This is a genomic window from Enterococcus sp. AZ109 (genome assembly GCF_051714625.1).
GTDB lineage: Bacteria > Bacillota > Bacilli > Lactobacillales > Enterococcaceae > Enterococcus_A.
In genome coordinates, this window is sequence record NZ_JBIOSF010000001.1 from 1,071,374 (window position 1) to 1,089,355 (window position 17,982).

A 17,982-nucleotide genomic window follows, 5' to 3' on the forward strand; every position below is an offset into this window, starting at 1 on the left:
TGTTCAGCTCCGAGAATTAAGCTACTACAGTTACACCGATTATGCGGTTTTCAGTGGCTGTGACGTTTTATGTCACAGCCACTAGTTTTTTTATATTCCAGGATTATTCCGTATTTCTACGATGGTTCCTTCTGGTGCGTGGAGTTTGGTTAGCTGTCCATTTTCAACTGTATAAACTTTTTCTTTTTTCAAATACAGTTCATCTGGAAAATTTTTTTCATTTAGGTAAGCGGGTAAATTTTCAACCCATAAGCAAAAATGAGCAAGCCCTTCTGCTGTTTTGGGATCATGAGTATACAGCGTCTCTTTCCCGGTTTGGAGTTCGATATAAAAATTGGATAGAACCAGCCAAGTATTAAAGCTGCGGCCGTGAAAATTAGAACTTTCTCGGACTAATTCAAAGCCTAAATTTTGATAAAAGGCAAGCGATTCTTGATAGGTATTGGTCTGAATACAAACATGGTGAACAAACATTTTCTCACTCCTTATAACTTATAAAACACGGATCACATGAAGCATGATCCGTGTTTCTACTATTATAATAGTTCGCGATACTTTTGAATATAAACTTTTTTGATCATTGTCACGAGCATGAGGTAGCAGACAATCGTAACCATTAACCATAGCCAGAAGTTAACTGGCAATGCGCTCAATCCAAAGCTTCTGCCTAATGCTGTAAATGGCAAGAAAGATCCCACTGCAATACCTAATCCGGTAATCACTGTCAATACGAATGACGCACGGCTTTGTAAGAATGGAACTTTGGGCGTCCGCAAAGCGTGCAGGACTAAGGTTTGTGTCCATAGTGATTCAACGAACCAGCCAGCATTAAACAAAGCGATGAAAGCAACTTGTTGTGTTGGTGTCAAGCTATGGTAACTTCCGCCGACTACCGCAGGACAAATGATAAAGTACATCAATAGATAAGTTGTAATATCAAAGATTGAACTGGTTGGTCCTAGCCAGACCATGAATTTGCCGATACTAGAAGCTTCCCAGCGTTTTGGTTTATCTAAGTAGTCTTTGTCCATCCGATCCCAAGGAATTGACATGCAGGAAACATCGTAAATCAAGTTTAGAATCAGCAGTTGCAGCGGCATCATTGGTAGAAATGGTAAGAAGATGCTGGCAACTAAGACAGAAAACATATTACCAAAGTTGGAACTGGCGGTTGCTTTGATATACTTCATAATATTCCCAAATGTTTCACGACCAGAAACAATTCCCCGTTCTAAAACCATTAAATCCTTTTCCAACAAAATGACATCAGCAGATTCTTTGGCGATATCAACAGCGGTGTCCACAGAAATACCGACGTCTGAAGCTTTCATTGCTGGTGCATCATTAATTCCATCTCCTAAGAAGCCAACAGTATGTCCGTTTTCTCTTAGTAAGCGAGTGATTCGAGCTTTTTGCTGTGGATTTAGTTTAACAAAAATGTTGAAGGCTTCAATTACTTTTAATAACTCTGAGTCAGGCATACGAGCAATTTCTTCCCCGCTGACTAATACTTCTGCCTCTAACCCGACTTGTTTGCAGACGGATTCAGTAACCAACGCATTGTCACCCGTTAAAACTTTGACGCCAACGCCATGTTTTTTCAACGCTTCTAAGGCTTGCTTAGTGGTTTCTTTTGGTGGATCAAGAAAAGCTAAGTAGCCAATTAGCACCATGTCTTGTTCATCTTGAACGGAAAATTCTCCCACGACACTTGGGTTAGTCTTTTGTGCGACGCCCAGAACGCGCAAGCCATCTGAATTTAACTCCTTTACTTTCTCCAGTATTTCTACACGGACTTCTTCAGTCAAGGGAATGACCTCTTTGTGAAAATCTACATAACTGGAGATTTCCAACATTTCTTCAATGGCTCCTTTTGTGATCATTTGCGTCTTGCCTTGAGCATCCTCCACCACTACACTCATGCGGCGGCGTTCGAAATCAAAAGGAATTTCGTCGACTTTACGGTATTGAATTTTGCCAGTGTTGAGTGTTTCTTTGGACGCATCAATAATTGCAATGTCCAATAAGTTTTTTAAGCCAGTTTGATAATAGCTATTTAGGTAAGCATGACGTAAGACACGATCATTCTCTTTCCCTTCACAATCAAGATGATATTCTAAGATAATTTTGTCTTGGGTTAAGGTGCCAGTTTTATCGGTACATAGCACGTCGATGGCACCGAAATTTTGGATTGAATTCAAATTCTTGATAATCGTTCCATTTTTTGCCATACCAGAAGCGCCTTTAACTAAGTTGGTAGTAACGATCATTGGCAGTATTTCTGGTGTTAGACCTACAGCGACTGATAAGCCAAACAGACACGCTTCCATCCAGTCCCCTTTTGTGAAGCCATTGATTACAATAACAGCGGGTGCCATCAAAGACATAAACTTAATTAGTAAGAAAGAGGTTTTTTGAATGCCTAGTTCAAAACTCGTTTTTACTGGTTCGCCCGCTAAGTCTTTGGCGACATGACCAAATAGTGTTTGGTTTCCTGTTGAGACCACTACTCCTTCAGCAGTTCCACTAATGACATTACTGCCCATAAAGACTAGATTTTCGTAGCTAGTTTCAGTGTCATAGCTGGCTGTTGTTTGTTCGGCTGTTTTTTCTACTGGGTAGCTTTCACCGGTTAATGCTGACTGCGATATAAATAAGTCCTTAGTTTGAATCAGTCGAATGTCCGCTGGAATCATATCACCTGCTGATAATTTTACGATATCGCCACAAACGATTTCTTCCATTGGAATTTCACTAAACCGATTGTTTCGCTTCACTGTTGCAGTCACTTTAACCATTGATTTCAATTTTTCAGCTGCCTGGTTGGATCGCACCGATTGAATCAAGGTCATTGTCCCACTAAGAATTACCATAATAGAAATAACTGCCACACCGAACAGGTCTTTATCTCCCGGTGCTGCCAAAATAAATTCAGTGATAAAAGAAACAATTCCTAATGCGATCAATACAAGGGTGAATGGTGTAATGTACGCCTTGATTACTTCTACAATCAAGGGTGTTTTCTTGCCATAAGTAATTTTGTTGTCACCGTATTGCTCCCTTAGCATTCCTACTTGAACTTCCGAAAGACCTCTTCTAGGTGTTTTGAAGTGCTCCCACATATTTTCTACGGTGCTTTTTGCCATTTGTTCGTAGTTTACGATTGTTGGATTTTTAATTTGTTTTTCCATTTTTTGTACCTTCTTTCCGATCATCGCATACCAGATGACTGTGCCTAGTCCAAAGAACACAGCGTTTTCTAGGATGATTTTCATATTATTGCCTCCTTAAGTCGAGACAGTGAAAAGAAGGTTCTCAAACGAGTTAGCTAAAAACAAATAGACAATAGTCTTTTGCTATTTGCCTATGCTTTTCTTTCCAAAGTCTCTGTTGATCCGAGCTACTGTCGTCCATTTGTTTTCATCTCCTTTGATTTTGTTACTGCTAGTTTCTTCTTAAATACTTTCAGTTCTACTGCATGGTCGAAATACGTTTCTGCAAGGCTGTCATAACCTAATTTTTCATAAAAATGCCATGCTTGCTTACGTCCTGTTAAAAAGACAAGGGTAAATCCTAAGTTTTGGGCCACTTTTTCAGCGTAATCAAGCAACTTCCGCCCGATGCCTAATCCTTGGCATTTTTCAGAGACAGCCACTTGTTTGATCTGAGCAATTTGGGTATTAACAGGATGTAGCAGTGCGGTAGCGACTACTTTTCCATCGATCCTTACAATCAGGTGCAGATCTTCTTTTTCTTGAAGTGGTGCATAAGTCAGTACTGGTTTGCCAGCGCTTTTCATCAAGAGCTCATTGCGTAGGGTAATTCCTTTCCAGTAATCTTGACTGTTCCAATTAGTTAGTGTGAACACTGTTTTACCATGATGTTTCCTCCTCTGTTTAGTGTTTTTTTGGAAAAACTTGCAAGCGACACAAAAAGACCTTTCGCCAAAAACTCAGCGAAAGGTCTGAAATAAGCACAAAAAAAAGCCCATTGCGATCTAGTCGTTGAGTTTTGGCACTATACAACGTAAAAAGCAGCGCTTTTAGCTACCTTAAGAAAAGCCTTGTAATCGACAATTCCTGTTCTACCCATTGGCGTCTCTCGACATTTTTGGGCAGTAGCCTGTGTTTGTATAGGAGCCTCACCTAACAAATCAAGTTATTCGTTTTTCCGAGGTAAGAATACCATCATTGGATTTAGCTTGTCAACACTAAAAAAATAAAAGAACAAACACATTTTGAATAACGTTTGTTCTTTTCAGGTTATCTGTTGTTCATTTTATTAATGAGCAACCGGCTGCTCAGTGGTCTATTTTTTCAGTATAGTTATACTTTTATTTTTTGCATAGAACCTGATACTTTAGTGATTTCCTAGTCAGAATACAACTATCTACCACAAGTGAAAATATTTTTAAAATAACAAGCCTATTCTAACTAATTTCGATTATCAGGACTTAGATGCGTCGCTGCAAATAGCGCACGAACGATCAAAGGAGTAATAATTGCAGCTCCGATCATTTCAGCAACTCCATTAGTAAAAATCAATGTTCCTAGTACTTTGATCAGCCCAGAAGGATTTACACCATAGGCATCGGCTACGCTGTTAGTGTATAATAAACCCATGAGTGACAATACTAAAACCGTATTTGTTAAAGAACCAAAAACGGCTGCGATAATCGTTGCCAACGTTAATTTATGATATTTTTTATAAAGCCAAGTAAATAAAGCCCCTGCTACTAGTCCAACCATTACTCTGGGTAGAACGGATACAATTGGGTTGGTAAAAACGAGCGTATCTAACGGATTAGTTGGCGAGGTAAATGCTCGGATAACTGTAAAGATGCCCCAGACCAGACCGATAAACATACCATCTTTTGTCCCTAACACAACAGCCGCAATAATAACTGTGATATGAATAATGGTTAAATCAGTGATTCCTAGTGGGATAAAGCCTAAAAAAGGAACCATTGCTTGTAACATAATCAAAGCAGTTAATATAGCACGAATCGTTAGCCGATACGTTTTATTTTTAGTATTCATTTTTTTCACTCCTAAGTTAGTTTCGATGACACTCGTGTCATTGGAATGATTATACATAAAAATGACACCTGTGTCATTAATTGATTACCGAGGTGACCCATGAAAAACAATTCAAATGAAGAGCGTAAACGTCAAAAACGTGAAGCTATCTTAAAAAGTGCCCGAAAAGTATTCGCGAAAAAAGGCTTAATTGATGTCACTATGAAGGATATTATTGATGAATGCGGAATTAGTCGTGGTGGAATTTACTTATATTTTGACTCAGTAGATGAGATTTTTATTGAGACAGTAAAGCGGCGCAACAGCCGAAAATTTGATTCCATTCGCTCATCCATTAAAGAGAATCAGCCTTTTGATGAACTGTTGGACAGTTACTTCAACAGCCACAAAGAACGTTTGTTAAATACAATTAATGATAGTATGCTGCGGGCTATGTACGAGTATTACTTCACCCATAAATCAGATGAGGATCGTGAGTTTCAGCAGGCACAAATGGGCGCTACCAAAGAAACGATCTCCGAAATTCTAGAGTTAGGTGTTCAGCAAGGCGTCTTACTAGCCCAACCATTAGGTCAGTTGGCAGAAAACTTCATGTTCGTCATCGAAGGATTAAGTGTTTTAGCACTAATCGGTGATATTAGCGAGGTCCAAATTGATCAGCAGTTTTCGCTGATGAAATCTTTATTGCCGCGAACATAAGATTGAGATTGTAACAGAAGTATTCAACTCCGAGAAATACGCGAATAATCCGTAAATAACTGCTCATATTTTTACGATTACTCGGATCATTTCCGAAAGAGCTGCTTCACTTCCACTAACAGAAAAGTGCGAAAAAGCAGCTTTTACAGCTTTGATGGCATATCTCATAGTAGATACTTACTGAATATCTTTCTTTGACAATAGCAATACTCTTGCCAATCCCCCTTCGTTTGTAAACAAGTTCATTAGTTAGAGCCTAAGTCATCTATTTGGTCCCTTTGAACACCGAAAAAGATATTTGGATAAATGTATCCGATCATGGAAATTTAATCTTTTTTTCATAAATCTATTGACTTTGTAAGGAATCTTTTATATGCTTTTATCAACAAAAAATATTGACAACTGATAGGTGAATACCATGACATATACAACAAACAACTTTAACAACTTATTATTATAACAGGGACTCTTTAAGCAATTAAAAGAGAGTCCCTATTCGCATTGCATCGAGAAGAAAAAGGTTCTTCTTAGATGGAGTGCTTTTTTTATACCTATTTTTTGTTAAAAGGAGCGGATAAAAATGAGAAAGATTCAATTTTTTGATACCACCCTGCGAGATGGTGAACAAACACCCGGCGTCAATTTTAATACAAAGGAAAAAATTCAAATTGCCATGCAGTTAGAAAAATGGGGCATCGACGTGATCGAAGCAGGTTTTCCGATCGCATCACAAGGAGATTTTGAAGCCGTCAAAGCAATTGCTGAAAGTGCAAAGCGGATGACTGTTGTGGGACTAGCACGTTGTCAGAAAAAAGATATCGATCGAGCTTATGAAGCATTAAAGGATGCGGTGGACCCACAAATCCATACTTTCCTAGCAACTAGTAATGTGCATATGGAATACAAATTGAAAATGACTAAAGAAGAAGTCATTGCTTCTATTAAAGAGCACGTTGGCTATGCGCGAACACTTTTTGAAAAAGTTCAGTTTTCACCTGAGGATGCTTCCCGTACCGATCGAGACTTCCTATTAGAAGCTGTGCAAACAGCCATTGATGCTGGAGCAACCATCATCAACGTACCAGATACTGTTGGTTATTCGAATCCAACCGAATACGGCGGAATTTTCAAATATTTGATCGAAAACATTAAGAGCGATCAGGAGATCACCTTCTCTTCTCATTGTCATGATGACTTGGGGATGGCAACTGCTAATGCGCTAGCTGCCATTGAGAACGGGGCGAACCGTGTGGAAGGCGCAGTGAACGGAATCGGTGAACGAGCGGGTAACACGGCTTTGGAAGAAGTGGCATTGGCTCTGCATATTCGTAAAGATTTCTACGATTGTGAATCCAACATTGTGTTGAACGAAACCAAACGGACTAGTGATCTAGTATCACGTTTGTCTGGTATTCCGGTACCAAGAAATAAAGCGATCATCGGCGACAATGCTTTTGCTCACGAATCAGGAATTCACCAAGATGGCGTGTTGAAAAATCCGGAAACCTATGAAATTATCACCCCTACTTTGGTGGGTGTTAGTCAAAATTCACTGCCGCTTGGCAAACTCTCAGGTCGCCATGCGTTTGTAGAGAAATTGAAAGAACTAGGTTATCAATTGTCGGATGAAGAAATCAAAACATCCTTCATTCGCTTCAAAGATCTGGCTGACAAGAAGAAACAAATTACCGATCAAGACTTGATTGCCCTACTGACTGACCAATCACGGGAAGAAAGCGAAACCTGCAAATTGGCCAATGTCCAAGTACAGTACAGCTCCGGCGGCTATCAAGGAGCAATTGTTTCAATTATTGATGCACAAGGCCAGACGAAAGTCGCTTCTAAGATCGGTTCTGGTAGTATTCAAGCAATTTACAATGCCATTGATGAATTGTTCCAACAAAGTCCAGATTTAGCGCAGTATGAAATTCAAGCAATCACTGGCGGTGAAGACGCGCAAGCCGAAGTACGGGTAACCTTAAATGATCCTAAAACCAATCGAATCTTCCGAGGAATCGGCATTGATTTTGATGTATTACAGGCTTCGGCCAAAGCTTATATTCAAGCAAGCAATCAAATGAAAGAACAGGAGTAACGAAATGACGAAGAAAATTGTAGCATTAGCCGGTGACGGCATCGGACCAGAAATTATGGCTAGCGGTTTAAAAGTATTAGCCGCTGCTGAAGCATTAACAAACGAAAGCTTTGAAATCGCAGAACAGCCTTTTGGTGGAGCAGCGATTGATTTAACCGGTCAGCCTTTACCAGAGGATACTTTAAAAGCCTGTGAAACAGCCGACGCAATTTTGTTAGGTGCAATTGGTGGCCCTAAATGGGAAAAAGGGCCGGAAACACCAGAAAAAGGCTTGCTGGCACTACGTAAAGCATTAAATCTTTTTGCTAACATTCGTCCGGTAACTGTTTCCGAGGCGTTGCTTCATCTTTCACCGTTAAAACCAGAGATTATTAATGGAACAGATTTAGTCATCGTTCGCGAGTTGACTAGCGGAATTTACTTTGGTGAACCAAGAGAACTAGGTACAGAGGAAGCTTATGATACCAATCGTTATCAAAAATTTGAAATCGAGCGGATCTTACGCAAAGGGTTTGAAATTGCTCAAACCCGCAGCAAGAAAGTCACTTCTGTCGATAAAGCCAACGTGCTAGCAACTAGCAAATTATGGCGTTCAGTAGCAGAAGAAGTAGCAAAGGATTATCCAGATTGTACATTAGAACATCAATATGTTGATTCTGCGGCTATGAAATTGATTCAAGCTCCTAGCAGCTTTGACGTAATTGTTACAGAGAACCTATTTGGTGACATCCTAAGCGACGAAGCCTCTGTCTTGCCTGGTTCACTAGGTGTTCTGCCAAGTGCTAGCCACAGCTCTGAGGGACCATCCTTGTACGAACCAATTCACGGATCGGCACCAGATATTGCCGGTAAAGGGATTGCTAATCCGATCTCAATGATTTTGTCCGTAGCTTTGATGCTGCGTCAATCATTTCAAGAAGAAAAAGCGGCACAAACCATTGAAGCAGCCTGTGATGCTGTTTTGAAAAAAGGCATCTTTACTGGTGACTTAGGCGGGACTGCTTCAACTGAAGAATTTACACAAGCTGTTTTAACAGAAATGAAGGGAGCCTAATTATGGCACAAACACTATTTGACAAACTATGGAACCGCCACGTGGTTTACGGCGAAGAAGGTGCTCCACAACTGCTTTATATCGATCTGCATTTGATTCATGAGGTGACTTCTCCACAAGCCTTTGCGGGCATTCGCGAGGCAGGTCGTCAATTGCGCAGACCAGATCGTACCTTTGCAACAATGGACCACAATACACCAACTGTCGATATTTTTAACTTTACCGATCTAGTAGCGAAAAAACAAATCGATACGTTGAGAGAAAACTGTGAAGAATTTGGCGTAACGCTTTGTGATAACGGCAGCGACCGTCAGGGGATTGTTCATATGGTTGGACCGGAAACTGGTCTGACTCAACCAGGCAAAACGATTGTCTGCGGGGATTCTCATACCGCTACTCACGGGGCTTTCGGTGCGTTGGCATTCGGGATTGGTACAAGTGAAGTGGAACACGTTTTTGCTACCCAATCACTATGGCAAGACAAACCTAAAAACATGGGTGTCAAGGTTACCGGCGAATTGCCTAAAGGCGTCTATGCAAAAGATATTATCTTGGCTTTGATCGCAAAATATGGAACAGACTTTGGCGTTGGCTATGCAGCCGAATTTTACGGCGAAACGATTCGTTCACTATCAATGGAAGAACGCATGACAATTTGTAATATGTCGATTGAAGGCGGTGCAAAAATTGGCTTGATTGCTCCAGATGAAAAAACCTTCGCTTATGTCGAAGGTCGCGAATATGCGCCGAAGGATATGGAAGCGGCAATTAACGACTGGAAAGAATTGTACACTGATGAAGATGCAAAATACGATACGATTTTGACTTTGGATGCAGATGAATTAGTGCCTTTCGTTACGTGGGGAACCAATCCAGAAATGGGTGTACCAGTTGACGGCACCTTCCCAGAGCCTAAAACTGAAGAATACAAAAAAGCCTATGAATATATGGATTTGAAGCCAGGTCAAAAACCATCTGATATCGAAATCGGTTATGTCTTTATCGGCTCTTGTACGAACGGTCGTCTTTCTGATTTGCAGGAAGCAGCTCGAATCGTTGAAGGTAAAAAGGTTAACGAAAATGTTACAGCCATTGTCGTGCCCGGTTCACGTCCAGTACGTAAAGCAGCGGAAAAAATCGGCTTGGATAAAATCTTTATCGAGGCTGGCTTTGATTGGCGGGAGCCTGGCTGCTCAATGTGTCTAGGAATGAACCCTGACCGTGTACCACCTGGTGTTCACTGTGCATCAACATCTAATCGGAATTTCAAAGGTCGCCAAGGAAAAGACGCACGTACTCATCTATGCAGTCCGGCAATGGCGGCACTAGCTGCCTTGAACGGAACTTTTGTTGACATTCGCAAGGAGGCAATCTAATGGAGAAATTTACTGTTTATACCGGGACAACGGTTCCTTTTATGCAGGATAATATTGATACTGATCAAATTATTCCGAAAAATTACTTGAAACAAGTGGATAAAAAAGGCTTCGGCAAGCATTTGTTTGATGAATGGCGCTATTTGGATGATCGTTCATTGAATCCTGACTTTATCTTAAATGCACCAGAACGCAAAGCTGCGACCATTTTAGTTTCTGGCGAAAACTTTGGTTCAGGATCATCACGAGAACATGCAGCTTGGGCTTTGCAGGATTATGGCTTCCATGCAGTAATAGCTGGCAGCTACAGCGATATTTTCTATATGAACGCATTGAAAAACGGTTTACTGCCGATTCGTATGCCGGCTGATGCTCGAAAAGAATTGAGTGAATTACCTGCTGATGCAGAAATCACGATTGATTTGCCTAATCAAACAATTGTGACACCAACAGCTAGCTATGAATTTCCGATTGATCCAACTTGGAAGCATAAATTAGTTAACGGCTTGGATGATATCGCAATTACATTGGCACATGAAGATGCCATTACCGCTTACGAAGCAAAAATGCCAACTTACTAAACAAAGATAAATAAAAACCGGACTTGAAATTTGAGTCTGGTTTTTTATCTATGGATTTTGCAGTAAGCTGCTGTTTTCTTCACACCACTTACTCATTGCTTCATAAACAGGAATAAGCCCGACTCCTGATTCGGTCAGCAGGTATTCTACCCGCAGAGGAATCTCTAGGTATTCAATCCGCTGAATTAATCCACTTTTTTCTAAATCCTTCAATTGAGCGGACAGCACCTTATGGCTGATTTCTGGTAGTAGCCTTTTCAACTGTCCGTAGCGTAGCGTGTGCTTTTGGCCCAAATGGTAGATAATTTGAATTTTCCACTTACCTCCAATAACAGCTAAGATCTGCTCAAGCTGCTCAAACCCATGATCCTCTACTATACAGTGATTGTTTTTTTCTGTGCCCACTTGCTTACCCCCCGGTTAGTATCTTACTTATTTGTGCGTAATTGTACTTGGTTTCTACCTATTATATACTGAAAAAAATCAGTAAAGGAGGAAAATAGTTATGTTAGCATTTCTTAGTTTGGTTGCAGCGGTCGGTTTTTTCGCCAACGCACTGCTTCATTTACTGCTAGTCTCCGGTTTTCCCTTGGGTGAATATGTGCTGGGTGGGAAACATGTCGTGCTCCCTTATTCTATGAGAATAATCAGTGTACTATTCGTTACTGTTTGGAGTGTCATTGGTATCTGCTACCTGAATTATGGAGGCTTTCTGAACTTAACAGGGCTGACGAGTTTGGACAGAAACGTTATAATCGTAGCTACTATATTTCTATTTTTTGCGATTTTTTCGAATGCTTTTTTAACCAACAGTAAGAAGGAACGCATGGTGATGACTCCTTTTTGTCTAATAACCTTCCTCCTCAGCATCAGTATTCTTTTTTTGCTATGAGCCGCACAAAAAAATGGAACCTTCCTTAGAAAGTCCCATCCTGTAAACAAATTTATAGTTTTTCTCCATTTGATTCGATGACTTGTTTGTACCAGTCAAAAGAATCTTTTTTGTAGCGTTCCATCGTTCCGTTGCCTTCGTTATCACGATCAACGTAGATCATGCCGTAGCGTTTTTTCATTTCGCCGGTGGTGAAGGATACTAAGTCGATGATGCCCCAAGGTGTGTAGCCTAACAATTCAACCCCGTCATAATCGACAGCTTTTTTCAACGCTTCAATATGCTTAGTTAAGTAATCGATCCGATTTTGATCATGAATTGAATGATCTTCTTCTACTTGATCGATGGCACCAAAGCCGTTTTCTACGATAAACAGTGGCAATTGGTAACGATCGTACAAACGATTCATGGTATAGCGCAGACCTTCTGGATCAATCGCCCAGCCCCAATCGCTGCTTTCGATATAAGGATTTTCCACCCCGTTTGGTAGGCCGCCATTGACTACGTTATCCAAATTATTGTTGTTGACATCCGCTTTAACAACTGTTGACATGTAGTAGCTGAAACCAATGTAATCAACGGTTCCCTCTTTTAATACTTCCAAGTCCTCATCGCGAATGTCGATTTGATAACCTTCACGCTTGAATTCTTTCAACGCATAGGTTGGGTAGTAGCCGCGAACATGAACATCAGCAAAGAAGAAACGTTGGTGCATTGCTTCTTCAGCTGCCATAATATCTGCTGGGTTACATGAATAAGGATAAATTGGCACATGAGAAATCATACAGCCGATTTCAAAATCAGGGTTGATTTTCTTGCCGGCAATGACTGCTTTGGCACTAGCTACTAATTCATTATGGGCTACTTGGTACATTACTTCTTTGGCGTTTTCGCCTTCTTCAACAATAACGCCCGAGTTAGTCCATAAGAAAATCGGATTATTCGTATCCATTTGGTTGTTGATTTCGTTGAAGGTCATCCAGTATTTTACTTTGTCTTTGTAACGATCAAAACAAGTAATGGCAAATTTTTCAAAGAAGTCGATCACTTTGCGGTTGCGGAAACCACCGTATTCGCGAGCTAAATGCAAAGGCAATTCAAAGTGAGACAACGTAATAATTGGTTCAATGCCGTTTGCTAATAATTCATCGAATAAGTCATCGTAAAACTGTAGACCTGCTTCATTTGGTGTTTCTTCATCACCCATAGGGAAAATGCGTGTCCAGGCAATTGAAGTACGTAAACATTTTAAACCCATTTCCGCAAATAATTTCACATCGTCTTTGTAGCGGTTATAAAAATCAATCGCTTCATGGTTGGGATAAAATTTGCCTTCTTCAATTGTTTCCGTAATTTCTCTTGGTACACCGTGAGCACCAGCAGTCATCACGTCGATTACGCTTGCTCCTTTGCCGTCTGCATCCCAGCCGCCCTCAAATTGGTGAGCGGCTAATGCGCCGCCCCATAAAAAGTCTTTATTCATGTTGTTCCTCCAAAGTTTAGTTTAGTTTATTTTCAGTACGGCATCGCCAAATGATACGCTGCCTAGTTGTTCTTCTGCTACTGATTCATAAGTTGCTGTATTTGTAATGATGATCGGTGTAATGGTTGAATAGCCCGCTTCTTCAATGGCAGCTAAATCAATTTCCATCAACACATCGCCTTTTTTAACGGTTTGATCTTGTTCAATTAAGCAATTAAATGGTTTGCCTTCAAGGTTTACAGTATCTAAGCCAACGTGGATTAATACTTCAACGCCTTCGTCTGAAGTTAAACCAATCGCATGTTTTGAAGCAAATAAGCTGGTAACTACGCCATCAAAAGGTGCATATACTTTATTATCAGTTGGTTTGATCGCAATTCCGTTACCCATTGCACCACTAGCAAATACTTCATCCGGCACATCTTTTAAGCTAATTACTTCGCCTTTTAGTGGTGCACAGACTAGGTGAGAAATCAGTGTATTAGGAACGGTTGTATCTTGTTCAATTTCTTGACTCATTTTTACATCTTCTTCAATTGTTTCACCAAAACCAAAGATTTGCGTTAAGACTACTGGTCCAACGATAGCAATCCCGCAACCAATCGCAATTCCGATAAATGAAGTGGGAACACTGCTGTCAATACCATTAACGATCGTTAACACTCCTGGCAGACCAGCATACGCAAAGTAGTAAGGTTGGAAGAAACTAGCAACAATTGCGCCGATTGCTCCTGAAATACAACCAAAGATAAATGGTTTTTTGAAACGTAAAGTTACGCCGTAAATAGCTGGTTCAGTAATCCCGAAGATCCCAGTAATAAAAGCAGATAAAGAAACATTTTTTAATTCTTTGCTTTTAGCTTTCAAGAATACCCCTAGTACCGCACCAACCTGTGCAACTACGGCAATCGTTTGGAACGCTTGGAAAGAATCCCGACCATACATTTCGTAGTTAGCTAGAACCATTGGGGTAATTCCCCAGTGAACCCCGAAGATTACGACTACTTGCCAGAAGCCCCCGATAATTGCGCCGGCTAATGCTGGAGCGACCGATACTAAGAAGTTATATCCATTAGCAATTGCAGTTGCCGTCATTGATGATGCTGGACCTAATATTAGAATAGTTAAAGGAACCATAATTACTAGGCATAATAACGGTGTAAACAACGGTTTAACTACAGCAGGTAAAATCTTTTCAATCCCTTTTTCTAAGTAAGACAACAGCCAAACCAAGATAAGTGGTGGTAATACTGATGAAGTATACGTTGTTTCTGACAATGGAATTCCCATGAAAGTTAGGCTTTGTCCGCCAGCAATTTCAGCGGCCATGGTTGCCCAGTCAGGTGAAACCAATGCCATCGCACAAGCAACCGCAATGTACATATTTACTTTAAAGTGTTTTGAAGCCGTAATGGCAATAAAAATCGGTAAGAAGGTAAATGGTGCCCATGAAATAAAGCTGAACACGCGATAAGTATCAGTGGTTGCAAAAGCTGGAAAAGCTAAATTAATTAAAATAAGTACACCTTGCAAAATACCAGCTGCTGCTAATATATAAATAAATGGTGCGAATACTGCTGACATCGTTGCAATAATTCGATTTAGAATACTACCCTTAGGTTCTTCTACTCCAGAATCTGCATCTATATCCACTAATTGCATAACAGCATCGTACACGTCCCCCACATGTGTACCGATTACGATTTGGAATTGACCATTGTTGATAACGACCGAAATGACACCTGGCAGTTGCGAAATTTTTTCCTTCGCATCTTCGGGAATCTCTGTTAATACCAAACGCAGTCTAGTAGCACACCGGGTAACGTTTGCAATTTTGTCTGTACCAATGATATCGATAATATCTTGGGCCAATTTCGAATAATCTCTTACTTTACTCACTTAAACAACCTCCGTCTTTTATTGTACACTCATAGTGTAATTGTGAATGCACAATTTGTCAAGACCTGTAAAATATTATTTTGTTGTGGTATTATAATATAGAAGAAAAATGAACGGGGAGATTGTAAAATGCTGAAATACATGGAGATTGCGGCGGATATTGAAAAAACTATCGTTGAAGATGATTTACAACAAGGAACAAAGCTGCCTAAGTTTGAAGAATTAATTCGTAAATATGGCGTAAGTAAAAGTACGATTGTTAAGGCACTGAACATTTTAGAAGGTCGCGGGGCAATTTATCAGATTCAAGGCAGCGGGGTTTTTGTCCGAAGGCGAAATCGTTTGGGCTATATCAGCATGATTGAAAACCAAGGCTTCACTACTAACCTAGATCATTTTGACATTACCGCCAAGGTCTTGTCTTTAGAAAAAGTGTTGCCTGATTTGGAAGTAAAGGAGAGTCTGCTTTGCCAGGAAGGTGAAGAAGTTTATCGTGTCAAACGGATTCGTTACATTAATGAACAAATTCTGTGTGTAGAAGAATCGTTCTTTAAAATTGATATCGTGACTTATTTGAATGAAGAAATTGCGGTGAGTTCCATTTTTAACTATTTGAATGAAGCCCTGAAATTGACGATCGGTTTTTCTGACAAATACCTGCATGTGATCAAACTCGACGAAGCTAATAGCAGCTTGCTTGAATTGAAACCTGGAGATCCCGGCTTGTTTACTGAAGAGCTGTTCTATTTATCTTCGGGTACCCCCTTTGACTTCTCACGAACGATTTATCACTATGAACATTCACAATTCTTTGTTCAAAGTAGTAGTCTGAATCATTAAGAGACGTAATAACAAAAATAGCAGACCGCATTTGGTCTGCTATTTTTTTCGTTTATTCAATTGTTCCAAGTTTATTTAGCGGCCAAAATTTCAATTTAGCATTGGCAATGATCTCATCTTGGTCAATGGCACCGATCATCCGACTATCTTTGGAATTCTGGCGATTATCTCCCATAACAAAATAAGTTTCCTCTGGTACAGTAGCGGTGAAGTCCTCGGTTAGCTGAAGTCCCGCTGGCATTTCTGCCTTGAAATGATCCAAGTAAGGCTCTGCCACTTTTTCGCCGTTAATGTACAGTTGGTCTGCTTCATAGGTCACTACATCCCCAGGCAAGCCAATGACCCGTTTGATATAATTTTTATCTTCTGCATCAGGTGCACGGAAGGAAACAATATCTTGGCGCTTAATCTCCCCCACCTTTAATCCAAAAAGACGTTCACTGTCTTCTAAATTGGGATTCATCGAGGCACCGATAACCTCAATCGGGGTAAAAATAAAATGGCGAGCCATCAATACAACAACTAACGCACCAATGAAAAAGGCAACATCCGCAAAGGTGAGCCAGCGTTCTTTCTTCAATAAACAACCTCCTACGAAACTTTTCTCCATTATATCAAGAATAACCTACAAATAACAGATGTTTTTAGGAGCCGTTTATTTTCACCTTTCAACAAGCTAATTTTAAATATACTTCATATAAGAATGAGCAATACTTGGGAAAATATAAATCAATTCTTCTTGCTCCGGTGCTTTCATTTTAGCATTCATGACATCTAACAGACCATTCACTGTTTCTACTGCGTCATTACCGACATTGGTTACTCCCACCATATAGCCTTCTTTGTTGTAAACAAAGGTGATCTTATTAATGTCATCGTTACCTACTTGGTGGAACCAATCTTTGCCCACATAATCGACAGCAGTCACTGTGTACTCGTCTGGATTTGCCTGCGCTTCTTCTGGTGTCACTCCAGCTGAGGCGATTCTTGGAGAAGTAAAGACATTGTAGGCAATGGGCGGATAAGCGATTGCCTGGTCGGTATCTCCCGTAAATAAATGGGCTAAATATTGGGATTCGTACGCTGCTACTGGCGTAATTTTGGGTTGTGCTTTATCTAAAATATCGCCCGTGGCATATACATCTTTAACGTTGGTTTCTAAATGATCGTTGACAGAAATTCCCTTGATCGGATCAAATTCTAAACCAATACCTTCAAAATTCATGTTCTGCGTTTGGGGAATACGACCAGTGGCATCTAATACATAATCCGTAGTATGTCGATAACCTTCCTTACCGTGTAAAACAATGCCTTGCTCGGTTTTCTCAGCAGATTCCAGCGTGACATCAAATTGAAATTTTACCCCACGGCGCTTCAAATCCTTGACTACTTCTTCTACATACGGCTGGTGAAAATCTCGTAATACTTTCGTTCCTCGTAAAATCACTGTGACATCACTACCGAATGCATTAGCAACTGTAGCAAATTCCATTGCAATATAACCGCCACCGATAAAGGTCATTCGTTCCGGCATTTCTTCCATCACTAAAAAGTCAGTGCTGTCATGAAACAGCTCATTCCCAGGAATAGCCAAGCGATGAGGTAATTGCCCGGTAACAATGACAATTTTATCTGCGGTATAATCTTTACCTGCAACTTCGATCGTATGACTATCCACGAAGGTTCCCCGACCGATAATTGTTTGCACTCCAGCATTTTCCAATTTTTGCTTATTGCCTTCAGCTAAAGAATCAATGACTTCATGCTTATGCGCCATTAAATCATGCCAGTTCAAACTAGGTAAGCGATCAAAACCGCGCCCTTTCAACTGCTCAACTTGACGCAGCAGTTCAACTGGACGATCTAACGTAATTTTCGCATTACAGCCTCGGTTAGTACATACCCCGCCAAATAAACCTTCTTCAATTACCCCGACTTTCAATCCAGCTTTTGCCATTGGAATAGCACCATTCCAAGCCCCTTGCCCGCTACCAAGAAATAATACATCAAAATCCATCAAATCG

General features: G+C 40.4%; 16 protein-coding genes and 1 riboswitch. Of the genes, 7 read left to right on the forward strand and 9 right to left on the reverse strand.

What is annotated here, in order from left to right; all coding sequences use genetic code 11:
• Positions 1-90: 90 nt before the first annotated feature.
• From IGI42_RS05145 to IGI42_RS05160, 4 genes are all read right to left on the reverse strand, one after another.
• Entirely contained in the window at positions 91-474 is a 384-nt protein-coding gene (locus IGI42_RS05145) for a VOC family protein (protein ID WP_438714708.1), read from the reverse strand.
• Positions 475-536: 62 nt separating this feature from the next.
• Entirely contained in the window at positions 537-3,191 is a 2,655-nt protein-coding gene (mgtA, locus tag IGI42_RS05150) for a magnesium-translocating P-type ATPase (RefSeq protein WP_438717013.1), read from the reverse strand.
• Positions 3,192-3,400: 209 nt separating this feature from the next.
• Positions 3,401-3,799, reverse strand: a complete 399-nt coding sequence (locus IGI42_RS05155; RefSeq protein ID WP_438714710.1) for a GNAT family N-acetyltransferase — start codon at positions 3,797-3,799, stop codon at positions 3,401-3,403.
• A gap of 190 nt (positions 3,800-3,989) precedes the next feature.
• Positions 3,990-4,160, reverse strand: a riboswitch (M-box (ykoK) riboswitch).
• 273 nt (positions 4,161-4,433) lie between these two features.
• The gene (locus IGI42_RS05160; protein ID WP_438714712.1) at positions 4,434-5,039 is read right to left on the reverse strand and encodes an ECF transporter S component; all 606 of its coding nucleotides are present in this window, start codon (positions 5,037-5,039) and stop codon (positions 4,434-4,436) included.
• 99 nt (positions 5,040-5,138) lie between these two features.
• On the opposite strand from IGI42_RS05160, the gene IGI42_RS05165 reads away from it, so the two are divergent.
• From IGI42_RS05165 to leuD, 5 genes are all read left to right on the forward strand, one after another.
• Positions 5,139-5,738, forward strand: a complete 600-nt coding sequence (locus IGI42_RS05165; protein ID WP_438714714.1) for a TetR/AcrR family transcriptional regulator — start codon at positions 5,139-5,141, stop codon at positions 5,736-5,738.
• A 580-nt stretch (positions 5,739-6,318) separates the two neighbouring features.
• Positions 6,319-7,833: a 2-isopropylmalate synthase gene (locus tag IGI42_RS05170; RefSeq protein WP_438714716.1), complete on the forward strand. Its 1,515-nt coding sequence runs from the start codon at positions 6,319-6,321 to the stop codon at positions 7,831-7,833.
• Between the two features lie 4 nt (positions 7,834-7,837).
• Positions 7,838-8,887 (forward strand): 3-isopropylmalate dehydrogenase, encoded by a 1,050-nt coding sequence (gene leuB, locus IGI42_RS05175; RefSeq protein ID WP_438714718.1) that lies wholly within the window; start codon positions 7,838-7,840, stop codon positions 8,885-8,887.
• Positions 8,888-8,889: 2 nt separating this feature from the next.
• Positions 8,890-10,263, forward strand: coding sequence for a 3-isopropylmalate dehydratase large subunit (leuC, locus tag IGI42_RS05180; protein ID WP_438714720.1), 1,374 nt, complete (start codon positions 8,890-8,892; stop codon positions 10,261-10,263).
• Positions 10,263-10,844 (forward strand): 3-isopropylmalate dehydratase small subunit, encoded by a 582-nt coding sequence (gene leuD / locus IGI42_RS05185; RefSeq protein ID WP_438714722.1) that lies wholly within the window; start codon positions 10,263-10,265, stop codon positions 10,842-10,844. The genes leuC and leuD overlap by 1 nt, the downstream gene beginning before the upstream one ends.
• Positions 10,845-10,892: 48 nt before the next feature.
• Here the strand turns inward: leuD and IGI42_RS05190 are convergent, their stop codons facing one another.
• Complete coding sequence (locus IGI42_RS05190) at positions 10,893-11,249, reverse strand: winged helix-turn-helix transcriptional regulator (protein ID WP_438714724.1); 357 nt, start codon at positions 11,247-11,249, stop codon at positions 10,893-10,895.
• A 100-nt stretch (positions 11,250-11,349) separates the two neighbouring features.
• Here IGI42_RS05190 and IGI42_RS05195 point away from each other — a divergent pair, with 100 nt between their 5' ends.
• The gene (locus IGI42_RS05195) at positions 11,350-11,736 is read left to right on the forward strand and encodes a hypothetical protein (RefSeq protein ID WP_438714726.1); all 387 of its coding nucleotides are present in this window, start codon (positions 11,350-11,352) and stop codon (positions 11,734-11,736) included.
• A 52-nt stretch (positions 11,737-11,788) separates the two neighbouring features.
• On the opposite strand, the gene IGI42_RS05200 is transcribed toward IGI42_RS05195, so the two are convergent.
• Together IGI42_RS05200 and IGI42_RS05205 are read right to left on the reverse strand one after the other, a co-directional pair.
• On the reverse strand, positions 11,789-13,219 hold the full coding sequence (locus IGI42_RS05200; protein ID WP_438714728.1) for a 6-phospho-beta-glucosidase: 1,431 nt from the start codon (positions 13,217-13,219) through the stop codon (positions 11,789-11,791).
• A gap of 21 nt (positions 13,220-13,240) precedes the next feature.
• On the reverse strand, positions 13,241-15,118 hold the full coding sequence (locus IGI42_RS05205; protein ID WP_438714730.1) for a beta-glucoside-specific PTS transporter subunit IIABC: 1,878 nt from the start codon (positions 15,116-15,118) through the stop codon (positions 13,241-13,243).
• A 129-nt stretch (positions 15,119-15,247) separates the two neighbouring features.
• On the opposite strand from IGI42_RS05205, the gene IGI42_RS05210 reads away from it, so the two are divergent.
• Positions 15,248-15,958, forward strand: a complete 711-nt coding sequence (locus IGI42_RS05210; RefSeq protein WP_438714732.1) for a GntR family transcriptional regulator — start codon at positions 15,248-15,250, stop codon at positions 15,956-15,958.
• Positions 15,959-16,010: 52 nt separating this feature from the next.
• Here the strand turns inward: IGI42_RS05210 and lepB are convergent, their stop codons facing one another.
• Together lepB and IGI42_RS05220 are read right to left on the reverse strand one after the other, a co-directional pair.
• Positions 16,011-16,538 (reverse strand): signal peptidase I, encoded by a 528-nt coding sequence (lepB, locus tag IGI42_RS05215; protein ID WP_438714734.1) that lies wholly within the window; start codon positions 16,536-16,538, stop codon positions 16,011-16,013.
• A gap of 102 nt (positions 16,539-16,640) precedes the next feature.
• Entirely contained in the window at positions 16,641-17,975 is a 1,335-nt protein-coding gene (locus IGI42_RS05220) for a dihydrolipoyl dehydrogenase family protein (RefSeq protein WP_438714736.1), read from the reverse strand.
• Positions 17,976-17,982 lie beyond the last annotated feature (7 nt).